The following is a 20,146-nucleotide window of genomic DNA, read 5'->3' as shown; positions in this document are numbered from 1 at the left end:
CTTGCTCCAAATCATCCTTTGTATGCCTGCGAGAGCACAGCAGACGACGGGCTTGATGTCAACCATCATCCTTGACAAGCCCGGGGCAGACGTTGATTTTCCCATAGTCTCCAGAGATCGTGCAGCCGCGTCCATCCGTTATGATACAAGCGACCACAAAGGCGTAATACGAGCAATTGGTGACCTGCGATCTGACATCGACAGTGTTACCGGTGTCAAACCTGATCTTGCGACCTCCGGATCGTCCGCAGCGTACGAAATAGTCATTGGGACACTCGGGAAGAGCAAGCTGATAGACAAGCTGATATCGTCCGGCAAAATTGATGTCAGGGACCTGAAGGGCAAATGGGAGAGTTTTGTCATCAGCACGGTGAAAAACCCGGCGCCTGGAGTGCAACAATATCTTGTCATTGCAGGCAGCGACAGACGGGGCACCATCTATGGGATTTACGAACTATCGAGACAGTTAGGTGTTTCACCTTGGTACTGGTGGGCGGATGTTCCGGCCAGGAAGCGCTCGTCTGCTTATCTCGCGTCGGGTCGTTACGCTTCGGGCGAACCTAAGGTGAAGTACCGCGGCATTTTCATCAATGATGAAGCTCCTTGCTTCACTCGATGGACAGAAGAGAAATACGGCGGGCGAAACAGCCGAATGTACGCCCATATGTTTGAACTCTTGTTGCGTCTGCGGGCGAATTATTTGTGGCCTGCGATGTGGTCGAGCGCCTTCAATGAAGATGATCCGGCAAATCCTCGCGTTGCCGACGAGTATGGCATCGTCATGGGTACATCCCATCATGAACCCATGTTGCGTTCACAGGTTGAATGGGCGCGTCGCAAGAAGGAATTTGGCAACGGCGAATGGAACTATGTAACGAACAAACAGGGGGTGAAGGAATTCTGGAGACAAGGTCTTGAGCGAAACAAGAATTACGAAAGCATTCTCACCATGGGGATGCGTGGGGATGGAGACCTGCCCATGCCTGATGCGGGGAGTGCACGGGAAAATTTCAAAGTACTGGAAGGTATTATGGCCGACCAGCGCAAGATCGTCAAAGACGTCACTAACAAACCCGCCTCCAAGACTCCGCAGATTTGGGCCCTCTATAGCGAAGTGCTTGAGTATTATGACCAGGGAATGAAGGTCCCCGATGATGTGATCATCCTGCTGTGCGATGACAATTGGGGCGATGTGCGTCGACTCCCCGAGTTGGGTGCGCCAAAGCATCCGGGTGGTTACGGCATCTATTATCACGTGGATCTGCATGGAGCGCCAAGGGCTTACCAGTGGCTGAACATGACTCAGATTCCACACATGTGGGAGCAACTCCAGCTGACGTACAGCTATGGCGTTGACAAGGTCTGGATGTTGAATGTTGGCGACCTGAAGCCCATGGAATATCCCATGACCTTCTTCCTGGATATGGCCTGGAATCCGGCGTCGTTCAACCAAAACAACCTGTACACCTATTCCAGGAAATTCTGCGAGGAACAGTTTGGAGCGGACGCATCCACAGAAGCGGCTGAGATCCTAACCATGTCCTGTAAATTCAATAGCCGTATTTCCGCCGAGATGATGAATCCAACAACCTACAATCTTGAAAGTGGAGAGTTTCTTCAGGTAAAAGATGCATATATGGCTCTTGAGGCCAGGGCGTTGAGGCAATGTCTTACGACGCGCACCGAACAGAAAGATGCCTACAGGGAATTGATCCTCCATCCAGTACAAGCAATGGCGAACCTGTACGACATGTATTATGCCGCTGCCATGAATTCCAAACTGGCAGCTGAGAAAGATCTACGAGCGAATTATTGGGCCGACCGGGTCGAGCACTGCTTCGAACGCGACGCGGAGCTTTCGAAGAATTACAATCTGAATATCGCCGGCGGCAAATGGAACCATATGATGGATCAAACCCATATCGGCTATATATCATGGGATGAACCGCGTGAAGGAAACATCATGCCTAAGGTAATCCGCGTCATGCCTGATGAAGCAAAACAGGGGGGATATGTATTCAGCGAAAAGAACGGAGTCGTTGTGATGGAGGCTGAACATTTCTTTGAAAGCAAAGCAACGGACAAGACGGCATGGACGGTCATCCCAGATCTTGGAAGAACTCTCTCCGGTCTTACCCTGATGCCTTATACTGAGAAGACCGATGGGGCATCAGTGACCTACAGGATGGTTCTTCCTACGAAGTCCGATAGCGTGAAACTGAGGATGTTTTTCGACAGTACGCTTCCGTTCAAGAAGGGGGGACACAGTGTGGCTGCCGCATTTGACGGTGGATCTGAAAAAGTGTGGAGCATCAACGACCAATTAACCTGGAAAAACAATTACACCAGGATGTATCCGGCTGGAGCAGCGCGCATCATTGAGACGGCAACAACACTGGAACTACCACACAACGCAGATGGCGCCCACGTGTTGAGAATCAGGCCCCTCGATCCAGGTGTTGTGATCTACAAAGTAATTGTGGACGATGGCGGCTATGAACAAACGCGGCTCAAAATGTCCGAGAGCCCGTATCATCGGCAATGATAATCTGTACATACTCGTCGGAACAACATCATGAATCGCAAAGTACCCTTGTTCTTGATTCTCATCGCTCTCTTACCATCCTGTCTCGCTCAGCAACACACAGGCAATGGAACCTCGACGACGCGTGAGGCGAACCATGCATTCCGCTATACGAATCCTATTACGAGGGACACATCCATCTCAATGCGGGATCATTGCATCATCAAGGTCGGTAAACAGTGGTATTGCACGGGAACATCTCAACCTGTCTGGACCGGACCAAATCCCGGCGTTCGTTTGCTGGTATCTGACGATCTGATTCATTGGCGCCATCATTCATGGCTCATAGAGGCCAGCAAACTTCCGGCTGATTGCCCCTATAACGGCAGGTTTTGGGCACCTGAGATCCATTTCATCAAGAACCAATTCTGGCTTACCGTAAACAGCGGAAAGGTCACCGCCGAAGACCCAAAAGGGATGAACACTCACAGCATCTGGCTGTTTGTTTCCGATCAGGTAATCGGTCCCTATCGGTTGGTGAATGGCCCGCTTACTCCTCACTACAACAACGATGCAACGTTGTTCGAGGACGACGACGGTCAGACATATCTCTATTGCAGCGGCAAAGGGCTTTTTCAGGCGTCGATTGACTTGTCCACAGGAAAGCTCGTTGGATCCATTCAGAAATTCCTCGACAAGAGAGAACCCGGCTACCCTGATTGGATGGTCGGAGGCATTGAAGGTCCCTTCGTCATTAAGAGGGGTGGCCAATATTTCATGTTCTTTTCAACCTGGACTCGCGGTTACGAAGTTGGCCTTCTGAAATCATCGTCACCGCTTGGCCCATGGGTGCTTGCCTCACGCGAGCCGATCTTTGGCACGCGGAAGAAGGGATATCGTCCTGAACTCGCCGTGAGCGGTGGATATGCGGATTTGAAATTCCAGGATACACAAGATCCCTACTGCGAGACGGGACATAATGCACTTTTCGAAGGACCGGACGGCATGTTGTGGTCTTCCTGCCACTATCTCATGTACGAGAAGCGCCCGTATCCTTACTGTCCGGATCTTCACGCGTGGGAAAAAACTCCGCAGCTTGGAATTGAGCCGTTGCACTACAAGGACGGGTTGTTCTTCATCGATGGTCCGACGTGGACGGAACAAACGATCGAGAATTGAAGCGCGCCAATCTGATATTGGAATTGTAACGATCACCACTCAGGATACCTTCCCAGCCGAGATTTCATGCACGCCAAGAGATTCATCCCTCTGATCTTTCTCGTCGTACGATTGTACAGCCAGGAGACTGACGTTCTTTTCAAGGTGAACCCTCTCTTCGACGGCACACAGCCGAAAACGATGGGACTCTCGTTTACCAAAGGGTTGGAGACTGTTACCATCTTTGCCCCAGGAGAACAGGACAAGAAGTACAACAACGGTGTGGTGCTGTTCCCGTTCAACGGGATGCTCTATGCACAATGGCAGAGCTCTGCGGTCGGCGAGGACGCAGAAGACACGCAGGTCTACTACAGCAGGAGCAGCAATGGGAGGGATTGGTCCAGGCCAATTGCTTTGACTGAAAAGGGGCAGAATGGTATTAAGACCAGCGGCGGATGGTGGAGTGATGGCAAGGTGCTTGTCGCTTACCTCAATGTCTGGCCGCACAAGAACGAGGGCGCAAAAGAAGGATACATAGAATTTGTCACATCAATTGATGGTATCCATTGGGAGCGGCCGCAGCCCGTACGAAACACGAATGGACAACCCGTTCTTGGGATTATTGAGCAAGACGTTCATGCACTTCCCGGCGGCAGACTCATTACCGCATTCCACATGCAGCCCGGCCTGAAAGCCACTCCGTATTTTACGGACGATCCGTTGGGTGGGTCCGGTTGGAAGGCCGGGGAGATGAAGAACATGCCAGCTACCAATCCTCATATGAGCAGGGAAATCGAACCAAGTTGGTTTCGTAGAAAAGATGGCGCCATTGTCATGATCTTTCGTGATCAGGGCAATTCCTTCAAGAAGCTTGCTTCTCTGAGCCGGGACAATGGTAATACCTGGAGCACCCCAACGATTGTCAATACTCCTGATTCCAGGTCCAAGCAGAGCGCAGGTAACTTACCAGACGGAACAGCGTTCATGGTCAACAATCCATCCGGAAACCAGGATCGGATTCCGCTTGCGATAACCTTGAGTAGAGATGGATTTGTGTTTGATAGAGCGTACTTGATACGAAGTGGAGGAGAAGATCTTCAACCCCTGCGGTATCGAGGAAAATACAAAAGGGCGGGCTATAGCTATCCCAAAAGTGTCGTCTGGGGCGGTTATCTCTATGTCTCCTATTCAACCAACAAAGAGGATGTTGAGGTAACCAGAATCCCGATTACCAGTTTGCTCTATGAGTAGGTGGGCCGACCCACCGAAGCCATCTTTCAAGACGAAAGTGGGCCCTTCCACCGAAGTCGATCTTTCACGACGCAGTTGGGAATCTCGCTGTCGCTTTCGCTATTCTTTGGCGAAACAGGGTCACTATGTCAAAGCATGTTCAAATGCTACCGTTGATTCTCTTACTGCTCCTGGTGAGTCCTCCTGATCATTCACATGCACAGGGGGACAACGACCGGCAGCGGATGCATCTCAAGATTGTCATCTCAGAAAACAAACGATTCCTGCAATACGAAGATGGTGAGCCGTTTTTCTGGTTGGGGGACACCGGCTGGTTGTTGTTTGAAAAGCTCACCCGTGAAGAAGCCTGCCGATACCTGGAAAACAGGGAGGCAAAAGGATTCAATGTTATCCAGTGCATGATTGTCCCACCGCTTCCACTTGTCAATGTCTTCGGAGATTCGGCTTTCACGGAAAGCGACATCGCGCGTCCAAAAGTATCAGAAGGGAATATTCATACTGATCCACAACAGTACGATTTCTGGGACCATGTCGAGTTCATCGTCGATGAGGCTGCGAAACATGGCATTCGTCTTGCCCTGGTTCCTCTCTGGGGGTCGGTAGCAAAACGGCCGGACATAAGTGTTGAGAAAGTTGCCGCATACGTCGGGTATCTGACGAAGCGCTTCGGATCAAAGCCGAACATCTTCTGGATGAACGGCGGTGATATCCGCGGCGATGTTCGGCCGGAAATCTGGAACATGATCGGAAATACGATTCGAGCCAACGATCGGGTCCACCTTGTGACTTTCCATCCGTTTGGCCGAACACAATCCTCTCAGTGGTTTCACAATGAACCGTGGCTCGATTTCAACATGTTCCAATCAGGGCACCGCCGATACGACCAGGTAAAAGGGGATGACGTAAGAAACTGGAAAGGTGAAGACAACTGGCGCTACGTGCTTGAAGAGTATGTCATGCAGCCACCTAAACCGACTCTGGATGGTGAACCTTCCTACGAAAATATTCCACAAGGATTGCACGACACAACACAACCATATTGGACTGCCAGTGATTGTCGCCGGTATGCCTACTGGTCGGTTTTTGCCGGATCCTGCGGTCACACGTACGGCGACAACGCCGTGATGCAAATGCATAAACCGGGAGATCAGCATCGCGCCTACGGGGCCAGAAATTATTGGTTTGAAGCTATCGATGATCCCGGCTCATTCCAGATGCAACATCTTGCTCGTCTTATGCTGTCCCGCCCTTTTTTTGAACGGGTGTACGATTCGACACTTGTTGTCGATCAGTCACTACGATATGATTTCATCCCGGCAACACGAGGCAGAAGCTACCTCTTTGCCTACACCTACTCCGGGAGGGTGCTCACCATTACAATGGGGAAGATATCAGGGAAGAAGATACGTGCTTGCTGGTACGATCCGCGGAGAGGAACATCTCAGAAGATCGGGATATTTGACAATGTCGGTACGCGTCGATTTCACCCACCCGGAAAACGTCGAAACGGAAATGATTGGGTGTTGATTCTCGACGATGCATCGAAGCAATATCCTTTGTTATGAAGACCGGTAATGTTCTCTGGACCCACTGTTGCGGGACAACCACCGCAAAACAAACGCCCCCGGGAGATTCAACCGGGGGCGTTTTTCATTTTCCAGCTCCATCAAGACGCACGAAGGGAGCGCATTCGCGGGCTCACGGTTGCTGAGGATACGCTCCTACATGCTGACCGGTCCTTTTCTCCAGCCCGAGGATCTTCTTGATCTCGGCCGGAAGCTGCATGCCCGTCTTCGCACCGGGGGCTGTCGGCAAGAGTTGATAGTCCCCCAGGATCGCGCTCTTGAACAGTGGACCAGCATATCCTGCAAAAGCCAGGCTGTTAGCTGCAAACTGCGGGCAGAGTTTGCGCAGATCATCAATTGATCCAAAGCCTGCCTGACACTGTTCGCCAGGTGCGGGACTCCATAGGATAAGCGGAGAAGATGTATTCTCGGCACCACGAACGAGTACGTTGTAATCGAACTGCTTCAGCAACGGCGAGGGAAGTTGCTGGCAAAGGGCAGCCGGCTGCCACACGAACATGAGAGGCCTCCGGTACTTCATATCCCCGGTCAGCAGGTTGTTCACAAAGATGTTTCCGTCCCGTTTGTCCACGTCTGGACCCGTGCTGGAGTGCCAGCCAAACATCCGATCGTTTGCGGCCGTCCTCTCGTTTCGCGCAATGCACACCGTGCTATTGACCATCGTGTTCTGGTAGATCTGCACGTTTGAGCTGTTCAAAACAAAGATTCCCTGGTCGCAGTTTACGAAGACATTCCCGGCGCAGATCGCGCCTTTCGATATTTCAAAAAAGAACCCGTTGTCGCTGGGCCACGGCTTTTTCTCATCCATCGTCCTGTTCGCGTTGCCAACCCCTTCGATCCAGTTGTTCAGGAACCGGCCGTCCACATTTCCGACATCATACCAGATACCATTTGAGTACGGCAGGTCGATGACAAGGTTGTCCTGACACGTCACGCGGTAGCTCTGATTGAAGATCTTCACTGCTGCAGGATAGTATCCCGTAATCCTCTCGATGTTATTGCGGCTGAAGATGTTCTTCTCCAGCAGAACGTCGGATGACCCGATGATATAGATGCCTTCTGTGCTGGTGTCGCTTACCTTACAGTGCCGGAGTGTCAATCGATCTCCACGCAGGTATGCTGCGACGCGTGAGCAAAACGTGATCGTGCAATGCTCAAGCGTCGTACCTACGACATCTTTTCCATGTTCTGCTTCGGGCGAAACTCCTTCCGGCTCTTTTGCTTCGACCTCCAATGCACAGTATGCGTACTGAGTGAAGGTGATACCCCGAATGACAGGCCCTTTGTGGTCTGATTGCTTGCCGTGGCACTCACCCATGATTCTCTTGAGCCCGAAACTGAATGCCGTGATCTCCACCAGGCGATTGGAGGGGTCTGTTCCGACATACGCCTGTCCGGCTTCGTAGTCGATGTAGTATGAGTTTTCATCGACTTCTCCTTCGCGCCCCACGGCTTTCAGGAACCTTCCGTCAATAAACACCATATCGTTGTTGAAAATGTGCAGTGGGGTGTCCTTCCCAAACCTGTCCCGTGACCACCATGTATCAGGTTTGGCAGGAAACAAACGGGTCCAGGGGGTTTTCCACAGTCCATTTCCAAGATTCTTCCACTCTGTCGCAACCAGAGTGCCTTTCAAAACTGGCTGTTCGTCAGCATATGGCTGAATCGTAATCCCCTGGTTCAGCAGCAAGTCTCCGGTGCGATACGTCCCGCCGCGCATCACAATCGCGTCACCTGTCTGTACCCGTTCGATGGCTGCTCCCAACGATGTAGACCTGGCAAGCGACTCGCCCGATTGATCTGCTTTCCCATCGGAGGCGACGTAATAGATTTTTCCTGAGATGGCGGGCAACTGATATGTCTGCGGAATCGGACCGTAGGGCCCGCCGGACGGCTGTGCTGTCGCTATTGCGGTGCATAGGCACAGAGAGAGGAGAAACAAGGGAAGACATATCTGCACATGTGTTTTCATCGTCTGTTCCTTCAAGCAAGAGTGAAAGCGCTGAGCGAGGATAAGTAGATCTTCTTGGCGACTTTGCGCCTTTGCGTGAGGCTTATTTTTCCTACGCAAACACAATCGTCTTCTGGCCGTGGACGAGGATCCGATGCTGCGCGTGAAAAAACAAAGCACGTGCAAGTATCATCCGCTCGAGGTCCCGCCCTTTTCGGACCAAATCACTCACCCCGTCCTTGTGAGAAATCCGGATGATATCCTGTTCAATGATTGGCCCCTCATCCAGGTCCTTCGTCACGTAGTGGCTCGTTGCCCCGATGATCTTAACACCGCGATCGTAGGCTTGTCTGTAGGGATCCCGGCCTGCAAACGCCGGAAGGAAGGAGTGATGAATGTTAATGATCTGGTTCGGATAGAGATCGACGAATTCCGGTGACAGGACCTGCATGTACCGCGCCAGAACGATCGTGTCGATGTCCTGTTCTTTGAGCAGCGATAGCTCCTTCTTTTCCTGCTCGGAACGGCTGGCGCTGGTAATCGGAAAAACGAAATAGGGGATCCCGTACTGGTCTGCGAGGGGACGCAAATCTTCATGATTGGAGATGATAAGACCTATTTCGACATCGAACTCTCCCATGCGCTGTCGCCAGAGTATCTCCTGGAGGCAATGATCGTACTTCGACACGAAGATCGCCACGCGCTGTTTCCGGGCTGTGAAACTGATCTTCCACGATGCGTTGAACTCCTTTGCCAGCGGAGCGAATGCCTCTTGCACTTCCGACGCCGGTACTGAGAAATTGTTCATCTCCCAGGCAATGCGCAGAAAGAAATACCTGCCATCGACGTGTTCATCCAGGTCCACAATATTGCCGCCGCGCTCAAAGACAAATTGGGACATCCGTGATATCAGGCCTGTCCGGTCTTCGCAGGAGAGGAGCAGGATCGCAGAACCGCTGGATTCGTCGGGTTGAATGATGTCAGGCACTACAGACTCCATGGTTGTTTGAAACACGATCGAGGGTCGCGCACCACTCGGATGATCAGGATAACGACGGTCGTGCGCACGATTATTTCGCCAACAGCATCTTCCTGCTGGCGGCGAAATGTCCAGCCACGATCCGGCAGACATAGATGCCCGAGGGCAGGTTGTGGGCGCTCCATGTGACTACGTGAGAACCGGCTGATTGTTCGCCATCCACGATCGTTGCCACCACCCGGCCAAGTGCATCAACTACCTCGAGTTTTACAACGCTGGTTGCTGATAGCTGAAAGCTGATCGCTGTCGTTGGGTTGAATGGGTTTGGATAGTTCTGGAAGAGTGCGAACATTGCAGGAACGTCACTCTCGTGCGATCCAGCGCCGCTCACAATTGTTGTCAGCCCGCTGACGGCACTGCTCAGGTTGTTCTTTGCTGTGTTCAGCGCTGCGTCGACGGCCTGGTTCACGGTGTAGTTCTGGTCCCGTGCGGTGACTGCCGCGGTCAGTGTTGATTGAAAGGCCGACCAGGATGCGTTTGTGTAGGCGCCTTGCTGAACCAGGCGCGCTGCCGTGATCATGGAATCCAGCGCATTGTAGTACAGACCTACGTTCGCGACCTGGTAAAACGCCGGTTTGCACTGATTGCTTCCATCCCAGAGAGACGACGACTGATTCGTCTTGAACGTGTACGTGTCGTTCAGACCGTCTTTGGAGACATTGATAATCTTCCCCCTGCCGGATTTGTAGCTTCGTTCAACGAAACACTTGAAGAGCAGTCCGTACTGATTAGCTTGCGTCTGGAGTTGACCCGCAGTCGGTGCTGCGCTGCCGGTTGTGACATCGAGCTCAGTCACAGCCATTTCGGTACAAATCGGCGCAAACTTGTTGTAGGTCGCAATAAACGCCGCAGCGGTCGGCGATCCGTTCGCATCGTGCTCCTGCATCCCTATCCCGTCAAGTGTGCCGGCCTGGAAGATCGGTGTCAGCAGCCGCACAATACCGTCAGCCTTGGCTGCAGTGGTCGTGTTGTAATCGTTGTAGTAGAGCTTGATCTGGGTTTCGTTGTAGAGCTTTGTGTACTTGCGGGCGAATTCGAACGCCTTGATGATATAGCTGTTGTCGCCGAAGGTCAAGTACCAATCACTATCCTGCATCCGGTCGATTCCGCTGTCATTGATGGCTTCGTTCACCACATCATACGCTGACAACAGCCCGGGCCAGCCTTCGTGCAACTGGCGGATCATCTCCCTGATGTAATTCTCCAGCCGTTGTGTCATCCTTTCCTTGCTCAGACGGGCATTATTCGCATTGTAACCGGTGCAGAAGAATGCCACGCCCGGCGTCTGGCTGTGCCAGACCAGGGTATGGCCGCGGAAGGTGAATCCCTGTCGCTTTGCCCAGTTGAGCTGGGCAATGATATTGCCGTTAAACGAGATGATCGGATTGACGTCGATCGAATCCTTCGCGGCTTGTGTTGTGGCGGCGCTATAGGCAGCGGCGCTGGCGGTCATGTTGACGGTATACACCGGCTTCATGTTGTTCCCCGGCGACATCGAATTCATGTGGTACTTTATAAGGTACCCGCCATTGGGGTCGACGACGGATGATTGACCGGGGACTACCGGGTCGGTTGGAAATCCAACATGGGCATACGAAAGCAGACATCCAATGGTGAAGTCCTTGGCGTAGACATCTTTCAATGCGGGGACATTGGTTTGTATTTGGGCCTGACCCCGGAACGCGGGCAGGAAAGTCAACAACAGGAGAAGTGCTGATAGTTTTGCAGATCGTCTGTTTCTCATTATGTTCCTTTTTCCGTTATTTCAACAAGACCATTGCTTTGCTGATGATTTGATTGCCTGATTTCATGCGATACACGTAAACGCCTGAGGGAATATTCTGTGCATTCCAATTGACGGTGTGCGAACCGGCAGACCGTTCTTCGTCAACGAGCGTCGCAACCTCCTTGCCGAGCACATCATAGACCTTCAATTGTACGCGGCTGAGCGCTGCCCCCCCGACTCCCAGCCCGCTTGCGGTCTGGCGGGCGCTCGGGGCAGGCAGCTGGAAGCTGATCGTTGTTGTTGGATTGAAAGGATTAGGGTAGTTCTGTTCCAGAACGAACTGCCCGGGAATCTGTCCGGTTCGCACATCGGTGACAAAAGTGCCAACACCGGATTTTGGAATGAAGCTGATCCATTGCAGCAGAAAGAGGGGATCCGATCCTGTTCCCCTGAACTTCAAATAGACATCGTGGGTGCCCGAGACAGGCATCAGAACCTTTGTGACAAATGTGCTGTAGAAATCCGTGCTCCCGGTGTTCGTGATATTGCACTCGGCAATCTTGGCGGCGGAATCGAGCGAGTCGAGCCACACCTCAACCACCCCCCCGGTTGAGGCACAGGAAGCGGTGATGGTGAGAGAATCGGGCGATCTCAGGTATTCACTATTCCCGAACTCGACGCCCGCGTAGAGTGCCCAGTCGCCGTCATGAATGTTGTCCAGCGACCGCACAGGATTTGGTCTTCCAGACGGATTTGTGCCATCCTGGTTCGCAGGACACTCCGCCAATATCGGTGTATACGCGTCGCGGTAGATGTAGTAATCAAAATCGGCTGAATTGACCCCTTGTACAAACAGGCCCTGGCGGTTGCCTGTCCACGCATTATAGTCTGCCTGGAGATTGTCCATGTCGGCAACGCTGATCCCGTTTCCAATCTGAGTCCAATTGTAGGAGTCCGTGCTCCAATAACCCGTCAGAGTATGGTTGATGCGAACCAGCTTGAGCAGGAGGGTATTCGCTCCGGCTTTCGCGGGATTTCTTTTTTCATAGTAGTCTGTTTTGTAGCTGAACGCAACAATCTTGTTTCCGGCGCTGTCGACGGAGCTGTATATCCTGGCATAAAGCGTCTGCAATCCGTTGAACACCCAGATCCCTGCCTGATCACTGATCGATTGAGCGACAAAGTCCACCCTGGTGATGATCGAGTAGTTGTGCTCGCCGTCGTTCTTGATGATCGTGTTCGGTTTTCGTTTTGGCGAGAGCGTCAACCATCCGCTCCGGGTGTTGAGAGAATAGGAACCCGCTGCGGTATACCCCAGAAAGGACCATTCGGGATTCAGCCTGGCAGAATTGAAGAGATCTGTGTGGGGCACCATCCACGGAACCCCGCTGCTCGGCAGCCGTGGCGCATTCTTAGGGATGTTCGTCGGATAATCGGCCGTCGGCTTTCCATTCGCGTCATAGGTTACCTGGTTCAGCAATCCTTGCCTGCCCTGGCCATACCATTCATTGTTGTTCGCGTTGCGCCAGAGGGGGTGAATTACCCAGCTCGTGCTGTCATCGAGCATCACAGCCGCAGAGCTGTGGTTCGGATTCTGAAACAATGCCTGCGACTTCAAGGGATCGCCTTCGTTAAAGAAATCGCCAAGAACGATCCACGATGCCTGGTCGTTTGTCAGTGTCGCGCTCCTGAAGACCTTCTGTCCCCCCGCAACGTTGCGTGCGAAACTGTAATAATAGTTCCCTTTGAATTTCCACATCACAGGCCCTTCCGCCCAGCTGTACGGAAAGGATGGGGACGGGTTGATCCAGCACAGGTTGTAGATCCTGCCGCCCGGCTGGCCGTCGTTTCCCAACTGCACGATCCAGTTGTTGACTTGTCCGTTCTTGACCAGAAGATACCAGCTTCCGTCGTCGTCAATGAAGATCGAGTTGTCATATCCCAGTCCGGGTACCCCGGCTGGGATGCTCATTTGCGTCGGCATGGTCCATGGCCCACGGATATCGTCTGCGGTCACGAAATACATGACATTGGAGCGCGAGAAGAAATCCCAATACTTCCCTCCATGGTAAACCACCTGTCCTCCCCAGCATCCGCCCGACGGGGTGTCACCGTAAGTCGTCCACGCGGCGCTCACCGGCTGGGCGATAGCTTCCCAGTGCACCAGGTCGGTGGAGTGATAGATGACCGGCGTCGGATTGAACGATGAGCCGGTTGTATAAAAGTCATTTCCGACTTTGGTGACAGTACAATCCGGGTGGTCGCCTGGAATGACGGGATTCGTATAGGTCTTGAAAGATGTGGATTGTGCGAATCCAACATGTCCCAGCAGGAGGTAGAGACCTATTATGATGAGAGATCTTCTTTTCATGGTACCTTCATCATTCTATTTCAGGAGCATAAGCTTCTTTGTCTCTACAAAAACGTGTTCTGACCCCGCCGGCCCGGCGGTGAGATTATTGGCCGTGAGTCTGTATAAGTAAATGCCGCTCGTAAGCCCGCCACCATGAAACACCGCTTCGTAAGTTCCTGGCTGGCGAATACCCTCGAACAACGTCGCGACTTCTCTGCCGAGCAGATCATAAACTCTGAGAGTAACGAAGCTGACAGCTGAGAGCTGATAGCTGATTGCCGTCGACGGATTGAATGGATTCGGATAATTCTGCATTAATGCATATGAATCCGGAACTATTTCATTCATTTCTTCACCGACAGCGCTTGCAATACCATTTATTCTTCCCGGTGAACCGTGACCAACAGACGCTTTCCAGTTCTCCCCGCGGGCATTATCCCTCGCCGGATCAATCAATTCCAACGTTGCGCCATTCCCGTCCGGTTCTGTCGGCCACGGAGCCTGATCGTCATATGTAAGCGAATCAACCCCCTCACCTTTCGCATTCGTAAGCTTCATGAATTCTCCGGAACCGCTCAGACCGAAGTCCATTTGTCCGACAAAGTTCTTGATGTCAGGAAAACGTGCTTTGAACAAACTGCTGTCCTCCACCAGCACTACGTATTGACCGGCACCAAGTATTGTCCCGGTCGGAAACCTGAAGGCGTGCGCCGGGTCGCTGTCCTGATACGTCCAGCCGGTGATATCGATGCTTTCGCTGCCCGTATTATACAGCTCAATCCAGTCTCCTGAATTGAACTGGTCGGAAGAATTATAATTGATCTCGTTTATCACAACACCCTTTGAACCGCCGCTGTCGACAGAAAAAGCTGCAGCGATGGTTGTTGATCGCCCAACGGTGAAAGACAGTGTGTCGCTCTTTGAACTGATGTCTCCAGACCATCCGACGAATTTGCATCCAGGGGAAGGTATGGCTCTCAGATGAACTGCGTTGCCCTGAAAATAGACACCGCTGAACGGCATCTTGGTCGACGGCAAGGTGAGAGTGTTGAGTTGAACAGAGCCGTTCCCGGTCGCTTGAATTGTTATCGTACCATCGAGTCCACAGTCAAAGTAGTTTCGGACATGTGTGCGGAGATATGCGGGGCGATCATTCGCGAAAGTGATCATCTTTGTCAGGTTTTCACCGGTGAGCCCCCATCGTGCTCTGTGTTTTGGAAGTTCGCTCGCGATATGATTTGCCACGGCATTGATCGAGTCAACCACCCGCGCACTCTTGAAACTCGTATTCAGCAAATCTGCAATCTGGTTGATGAATCGATTCCGGATGATCGGATTCTGCACCAGTTTCCGCTGTAACAGTGTTGCCCAGGGTGGATTTGAATAACGCGTCTCAGTGAGAGAGAACATGAACGCAATATGGTCTTCCCATGCGCCGTGGGCATACAGGCCAAATCCAAAATCGAGGTCATAGAGAATCCACCGCCATTTGCTCCATTGTCCGTTCGGATTACGTTCCCTCCAGAACTTGATGTTCGTTCCTGGCCAGTCCATGTTGTCGTAGTACGCCTGCGCCGCAAAGTACAAAATGCACTCATTCAGGTCGATGACGGAATCCAGATACGCGTAGATCTGCGCTGTCGACATGTCGTGCGTACTAATGTAGTCGATCAAACGCCGGTAATGCAGAGAATCGCCGTGAAGAGCCATCATGTTGTTTTCCAGCATGTCGATGCTGTCAGGGTCCACGCCATACCGGTTGGCTACATAGTGCTCACTGACTTTTTCGCGGATGTTGTAGATGCCCCAGTACTGGCCATTGACAAATGAGGTCGCAGGACGATATTCGAGATAATCGATGTTGAGATCTCTCACGAGCCGTTGCATCAGCGCATCGCGGATGTGCGTGTACTGAAAATCATTACCGGAGTTGCGCAAGACGAAAGAGTCAAACAGGGTAACAGGAACACCTGGAAAGAGGGGATAATCGATCCTTGAGATACCATATTCCTGCTTGAATTTCACAGCAAAGGACTTCTGAGGCCAATTTGCACTCTGAGTCCCATGTATGTTGATGCCGCAATCTTCCGAGAATCCCAGTCTCCTATCGTCTTCAAAGAACTCTACGTGTGCAGCGCGCTCCCAATCCATCGTGAAGTTCGGATAAATTCCTGCGCTGGGATCAAAAAGATCATAGGGATCGGCCGTAAGTGAAATGACCGGAAGCGTCGTCGATTCGTTGATGAAGTAGGTGCGGGTGACGGGGGGAGTGGGTACATAGCCACTCTTCAAGCTGAGTGCTCTAAGGACGGTGGTCTTCGTCAGGGAGATCGGCCCGCTATATCTGGTCTTGGTTGAATCGGGCCGGCTCCCATCAAGGGTGTAGAAAATCGTGCTGGTGCCCGCCGTGAGTGCCACAGAAGGGGTTGAAGTATAGAACCCCGCGGGCATCGAGAAAACAATGGGATCCGCCATGCCGCCGATCTTCTTGCCAGTGTTCTGAGAGCCTGGTGTCGGGGTTTGAAATATCCAGGGGAGCGATCCGTCAGATGTTCTGCCGTAGGAGATATCTGCCACTGAAACCGGAATGTCGATCCTGTCAATAATGACTCCATTGGGGTTGGAAAGGAGAATCGACTCGCCAGAGGCGCTGATTTTGAAATTCGTGTGTGGGACTGGCGCCTGGCGATTCTTGTCCGATGCGTAGACCAACAAGTATCCACCCGGCTGAATACTGCTATTGCCAAAAACCCATTTGCGCAATTGCAGAGAGTCATCAGTCAAGAAATAGCCGGTGAGGCTTACCGTGGAGGTTCCACGATTGTAGAGCTCAATCCAATCCGAGGCATCTCCATTTTCATCAAGGATCGTTTTCTGGTTGGAGGCCATGACTTCATTGATAACAATACTCTGGCCGAGAACGATTGAGGGGAAAAACAACACGAGAACGATCCAGTAGTACTTCTTCATAATCCAGGTGCCGTCGGTTATTTCAGTACGAACGTGGTTCGACTTAGTTTTTCAAGCTGACAGGTGAAGACCCCATTCCAATGATACGTGCCGCTTCGTTGCCCGCAATGAGATTCCCATTCTCAGCGGCATCACCGTCCTTGTCGGTCGCTGTTCGCTCATTAGTTCGACACGAACGTTGTGATGCTCAACGCTTCCATGGTAAACTTGAAGCTGCCGTTGGTTACGTCAAATACCTTTCCCAGTTCACAGTTCTTCGTTTCAGATGTTGTGCAGGGGGTGAAAGTCACTCTTGCTCCATTGTTCAGTCTAAAAGCGCATTGTGCCGGAGTGGACCCCGAGTTGATCGCAACGACAACGACTTTGGAAGAGAGAGGGTCTTTGTAGGCCGTGACGTCAACCCCGGCTCCAATGATAAGAGGGTACATGCTGCTTCCAACTCTGTAGTATCCGGGTCGAATGAACTTGGAGAACTGCGACATGACGTAACCTTTTTTAGTGACTTCACCCTTTTTCGGATACGTTTCATTTGGATCTTGGGGGCTGGCGGCTTTTTCACCATCACCAATTGGCCCATAATACCGTACAATCGTCCACCACACATAAGCACTCATATCAGATTTCATCACATCGTTGACGTTCTGTGCAAGCTTGAGAGCCCAAGGCCAATTATTTCCCGAATTATTCTCACCCATGAGGTACTCGGTCATCCATACTTCTTTTCCTTTTGAGATCGCCAATGGATATGAAGTCAAACCAGCTCCATAAATATGCCCGCAGACAATATCCGTATTCGCGCATGCAGCAGAATCATTCAGTATTGGGTCGGACATGTTGAGCCTGAATTGAAATGATTCGGGTGCCATAACTTTTGTGTCTGAAAGAGCACCTGCGTTTTGCTTCATGAAAGTGAGCATTTCAGTGGGAGTCCAGCTGGTCCACTGATCAGTAATATCCGGTTCATTTTGAACAGACAGACCATAAATAGGTATACCGTTGGCTTTCATAAATCTGGTGAAGGAATTCAGATGGGCGGCATATGCTGCATACATATCGTATCGAACCCTGCTCACGTTGTTTACCCGTTCCACCATATTCGCCGGAGCGTACCATGGCGAAGCGATGACGATAGCGCCCATATCCAGTGCCTTCCTTGCAGAAGGTAAATATCTGCTCCAAAGATTGCTGTCAGCGTCGACCGTTATCCTCAGGATCGAATATCCTATCTGTCCGCTGCCTGCACCAAAGGCACTTTCGACTTCAGAAAGTGCCATCACGGGCCTATACCATGGACTCGCCGCTCCAAAGCCCCTAATGGTTTGGTGCACGCTGTCAAAATTCAATGTTGCCAACGGCAGATAATTAACGGAGAAGGCAATTGTCGTATCGCGTTGCACCACAACATTCTTGAATTCGACGGGAACAATGAAAGGAGAACTGGAGAATGTGTTTTCAACACGAATGGTATACGATCCTCCTTGAATACTTTGCTTCTCAAACAAAGGCACTTCGGCTGTTTGCGAGGATTGATGCAGCGGAAGAGAAACCGTGCCCCCACCGCCTCGATTGAAAATGAGTTTCCTCACCCGGGATTCGCCACCGGCATGAAGCCCGCAGAAATATATTCCGCTTGCGACTCTCTCACCGAGATCATTACGCCCATCCCACAGCACACTGTGCAACCCGACAGACTGCTGCCCGACGTTGAACGTTTTCACCGCTCGCCCTAGAATATCATAGATCGTAATCTGAACATCAGATTCCTTCTTGATCTGGTATGGTATCGCCGCTGAAGAAGAAAACGGATTCGGATAGGCCTGAGCAAGTTCAAATCTTGCAGGAGAAGTACTTGTATTGGATTCTACAGATGTCGGTAAGCCAATCTGGTAATTGCCCGAGGCGTCTGTCAGAGCGGAGAATCGCTGTGTAGTGTCGGCGCTATTAACAAAGGTAACCGAAGCATTCTTCACAGGATATCTTGACGCGATCACATTCCCTCGCACTAAAAACGTCTGCGCTTGAGTGTTCAGCGAGCATCCGATCGACAAAGCGAGGAAAAAAAGCCCAGTGGGAGCGAGAGAAACTGCATAAGTCTTGTTATAGTGTTTCATATGTCCTTCGGCTGATCAATCAGTAGTCGTTTGTAACGAAGCTATCCGCGAACCCTCACGGTCTCCTTTTTACCGCCTGGCTCACTTGGTTGATGAACGCGGGCAGGCCGAAACAACCATCCACGAAGAGAGAATTCGGGGGCAAGTCGGGAGTGACAACGGTTCTTGCCTCATTTGTACTTGTAGAGTACTACTTTTTGGATGCTATACGTGTTGCCGGGGAGATTCATGTGTCTCCCCTGATGAGTTTGATCTCCGTTCATGCGGATGCCCGGGGCCCACTGCCTGTCAACGAACCGGCCTGACTCCATCGTGCCGATCCCGGCTATGGTGCCGTCGTTGGATCGGGGTTGAAACGTGACAACGACACCCCTGCCTGCGACAAAATACACATTCGACGAAACCATCACGATCAGGCATCCGAATCGCGGGTTCTCCCCCTCGCTCTTCGCAGCGTAGGGCCAGCTGTATTCATGCCGTATGGTGAATATAAAGTCACCGAGCGGGACCTCTGCTTTCTGAGCCGCGCTGTCGAGCAAAACGCCCGCTATCGTTCCGTTCCCCTGGCCGGCGATGATGAGCGGAGTGAGCTGTTTCAGAACATCGTACGCCCGCGACACATCGTTGTTTTCGGGATGTTCAAGTGATTCGATGGAAAACGGGCTATAGCCCATCGCGTTCAGCTGCCCCATGGCATAAAACGCATTTGCCATGCTCTGAGCATTGCTGGCTTCCGGCACGAAGAGGGATTACCCGGGCGATTATAGAGTGTGGCCCACTCGAGAAAATTCTTGAAATAGATGTCGGGGGAAAGGAAATCGATCGCCGGGGCGGCAGCTTTCCAGACGTCGAAAAGATGCGGGAGAGGACCGGCGCTCGGATATTGTCCGGGCTTGTAGCCGGGGCGTATCAGAGCTGCGTTAACATACATAGGAATCTGATACTCTTTCTTGCCCGCTTCTGCAACGGCATTTGTGTATCTGGCGAAGTACCACGCCATAAACAATTCGTCTGTTCCCAGTCCTTTGCCGAATACTTCTTCCCATGCTCCTGAAGTCCTGAAACCCCTCTCTTCCCACGCCTTCCGAAGTGCGGGGGCCAGAGACTCCTTGTTCGTCTGGAGATATTGGAGGAAATCCGCAGGGATGTTCGCGGCGAAAGCCTGGTCCGCTTCATTGCTATGATCCCGGGCGTCCGGGATCATGCCGATTTCATTCTCCACCTGGACCATGATAACAGTGCGATAGGCTGCATCGATCGAACTTATGTGCTTCATGAGCCCGGCAAACGCTCTCGTATCCGCACCCTGATTCTCGTTGCTGAATGGAGTCAGAATTTCCTGGGCCCGCCCCTTTGCATCCCGGGCACGCGGAAAACGTGCCTGGTCTGTTTTGACCCAAATCGGGGCGTAGCAGGACATGCTGTTCTTCCAGGACCCGAACCAGAGAAAAACCAGCCGGATGTTGTGTTTCCTCGC

Annotated in this window: 12 protein-coding genes; 4 read left to right on the top strand and 8 right to left on the bottom strand. The window is 51.9% G+C overall.

Annotated features, from left to right (window positions below):
- Positions 1-55: 55 nt before the first annotated feature.
- The 4 genes from NTU47_03755 (at position 56) to NTU47_03740 (ending at position 6,498) form a co-directional block, all read left to right on the top strand.
- Positions 56-2,545, top strand: coding sequence for a glycosyl hydrolase 115 family protein (locus tag NTU47_03755; GenBank protein ID MCX6132909.1), 2,490 nt, complete (start codon positions 56-58; stop codon positions 2,543-2,545).
- A 30-nt stretch (positions 2,546-2,575) separates the two neighbouring features.
- Entirely contained in the window at positions 2,576-3,703 is a 1,128-nt protein-coding gene (locus NTU47_03750; protein MCX6132908.1) for a family 43 glycosylhydrolase, read from the top strand.
- A 66-nt stretch (positions 3,704-3,769) separates the two neighbouring features.
- The gene (locus NTU47_03745) at positions 3,770-4,933 is read left to right on the top strand and encodes an exo-alpha-sialidase (protein MCX6132907.1); all 1,164 of its coding nucleotides are present in this window, start codon (positions 3,770-3,772) and stop codon (positions 4,931-4,933) included.
- A gap of 125 nt (positions 4,934-5,058) precedes the next feature.
- Positions 5,059-6,498: a glycoside hydrolase family 140 protein gene (locus NTU47_03740; GenBank protein ID MCX6132906.1), complete on the top strand. Its 1,440-nt coding sequence runs from the start codon at positions 5,059-5,061 to the stop codon at positions 6,496-6,498.
- Between the two features lie 133 nt (positions 6,499-6,631).
- On the opposite strand, the gene NTU47_03735 is transcribed toward NTU47_03740, so the two are convergent.
- From NTU47_03735 to NTU47_03700, 8 genes are all read right to left on the bottom strand, one after another.
- The gene (locus tag NTU47_03735) at positions 6,632-8,491 is read right to left on the bottom strand and encodes a right-handed parallel beta-helix repeat-containing protein (GenBank protein MCX6132905.1); all 1,860 of its coding nucleotides are present in this window, start codon (positions 8,489-8,491) and stop codon (positions 6,632-6,634) included.
- Between the two features lie 91 nt (positions 8,492-8,582).
- The gene (purU, locus tag NTU47_03730) at positions 8,583-9,458 is read right to left on the bottom strand and encodes a formyltetrahydrofolate deformylase (GenBank protein ID MCX6132904.1); all 876 of its coding nucleotides are present in this window, start codon (positions 9,456-9,458) and stop codon (positions 8,583-8,585) included.
- Positions 9,459-9,540: 82 nt separating this feature from the next.
- Entirely contained in the window at positions 9,541-11,253 is a 1,713-nt protein-coding gene (locus NTU47_03725) for an endo-1,4-beta-xylanase (GenBank protein ID MCX6132903.1), read from the bottom strand.
- 16 nt (positions 11,254-11,269) lie between these two features.
- Complete coding sequence (locus NTU47_03720) at positions 11,270-13,606, bottom strand: family 43 glycosylhydrolase (protein ID MCX6132902.1); 2,337 nt, start codon at positions 13,604-13,606, stop codon at positions 11,270-11,272.
- A 15-nt stretch (positions 13,607-13,621) separates the two neighbouring features.
- Positions 13,622-16,558: a CotH kinase family protein gene (locus tag NTU47_03715; protein MCX6132901.1), complete on the bottom strand. Its 2,937-nt coding sequence runs from the start codon at positions 16,556-16,558 to the stop codon at positions 13,622-13,624.
- 161 nt (positions 16,559-16,719) lie between these two features.
- Positions 16,720-18,669 carry a T9SS type A sorting domain-containing protein gene (locus NTU47_03710; GenBank protein MCX6132900.1) on the bottom strand — a complete coding sequence of 650 codons (1,950 nt, stop codon included), beginning with the start codon at positions 18,667-18,669 and terminating at the stop codon, positions 16,720-16,722.
- A gap of 170 nt (positions 18,670-18,839) precedes the next feature.
- Positions 18,840-19,382 carry a DUF5597 domain-containing protein gene (locus tag NTU47_03705; GenBank protein ID MCX6132899.1) on the bottom strand — a complete coding sequence of 181 codons (543 nt, stop codon included), beginning with the start codon at positions 19,380-19,382 and terminating at the stop codon, positions 18,840-18,842.
- Positions 19,349-20,146 (bottom strand): hypothetical protein (locus NTU47_03700; GenBank protein ID MCX6132898.1); only part of this gene is annotated, 798 nt, incomplete at its 5' end. The genes NTU47_03705 and NTU47_03700, both read right to left, overlap by 34 nt.

It is taken from the genome of Ignavibacteriales bacterium, assembly GCA_026390595.1.
Taxonomy (GTDB): Bacteria; Bacteroidota; Ignavibacteria; order UBA10030; family UBA10030; genus UBA9647.
Note: the sequence above shows the minus strand (reverse complement) of the source record. Positions and strands in the feature narration are given on the sequence as shown.

Coding starts and splice junctions, on each gene's coding strand:
- NTU47_03755 (MCX6132909.1), top strand. CDS start 56: ATGTCAACCATCATCCTTGACAAGCCCGGGGCAGACGTTGATTTTCCC.
- NTU47_03750 (MCX6132908.1), top strand. CDS start 2,576: ATGAATCGCAAAGTACCCTTGTTCTTGATTCTCATCGCTCTCTTACCA.
- NTU47_03745 (MCX6132907.1), top strand. CDS start 3,770: ATGCACGCCAAGAGATTCATCCCTCTGATCTTTCTCGTCGTACGATTG.
- NTU47_03740 (MCX6132906.1), top strand. CDS start 5,059: ATGTCAAAGCATGTTCAAATGCTACCGTTGATTCTCTTACTGCTCCTG.
- NTU47_03735 (MCX6132905.1), bottom strand. CDS start 8,491: ATGAAAACACATGTGCAGATATGTCTTCCCTTGTTTCTCCTCTCTCTG.
- NTU47_03725 (MCX6132903.1), bottom strand. CDS start 11,253: ATGAGAAACAGACGATCTGCAAAACTATCAGCACTTCTCCTGTTGTTG.
- NTU47_03720 (MCX6132902.1), bottom strand. CDS start 13,606: ATGAAAAGAAGATCTCTCATCATAATAGGTCTCTACCTCCTGCTGGGA.
- NTU47_03715 (MCX6132901.1), bottom strand. CDS start 16,558: ATGAAGAAGTACTACTGGATCGTTCTCGTGTTGTTTTTCCCCTCAATC.
- NTU47_03710 (MCX6132900.1), bottom strand. CDS start 18,669: ATGAAACACTATAACAAGACTTATGCAGTTTCTCTCGCTCCCACTGGG.
- NTU47_03705 (MCX6132899.1), bottom strand. CDS start 19,382: ATGGCAAATGCGTTTTATGCCATGGGGCAGCTGAACGCGATGGGCTAT.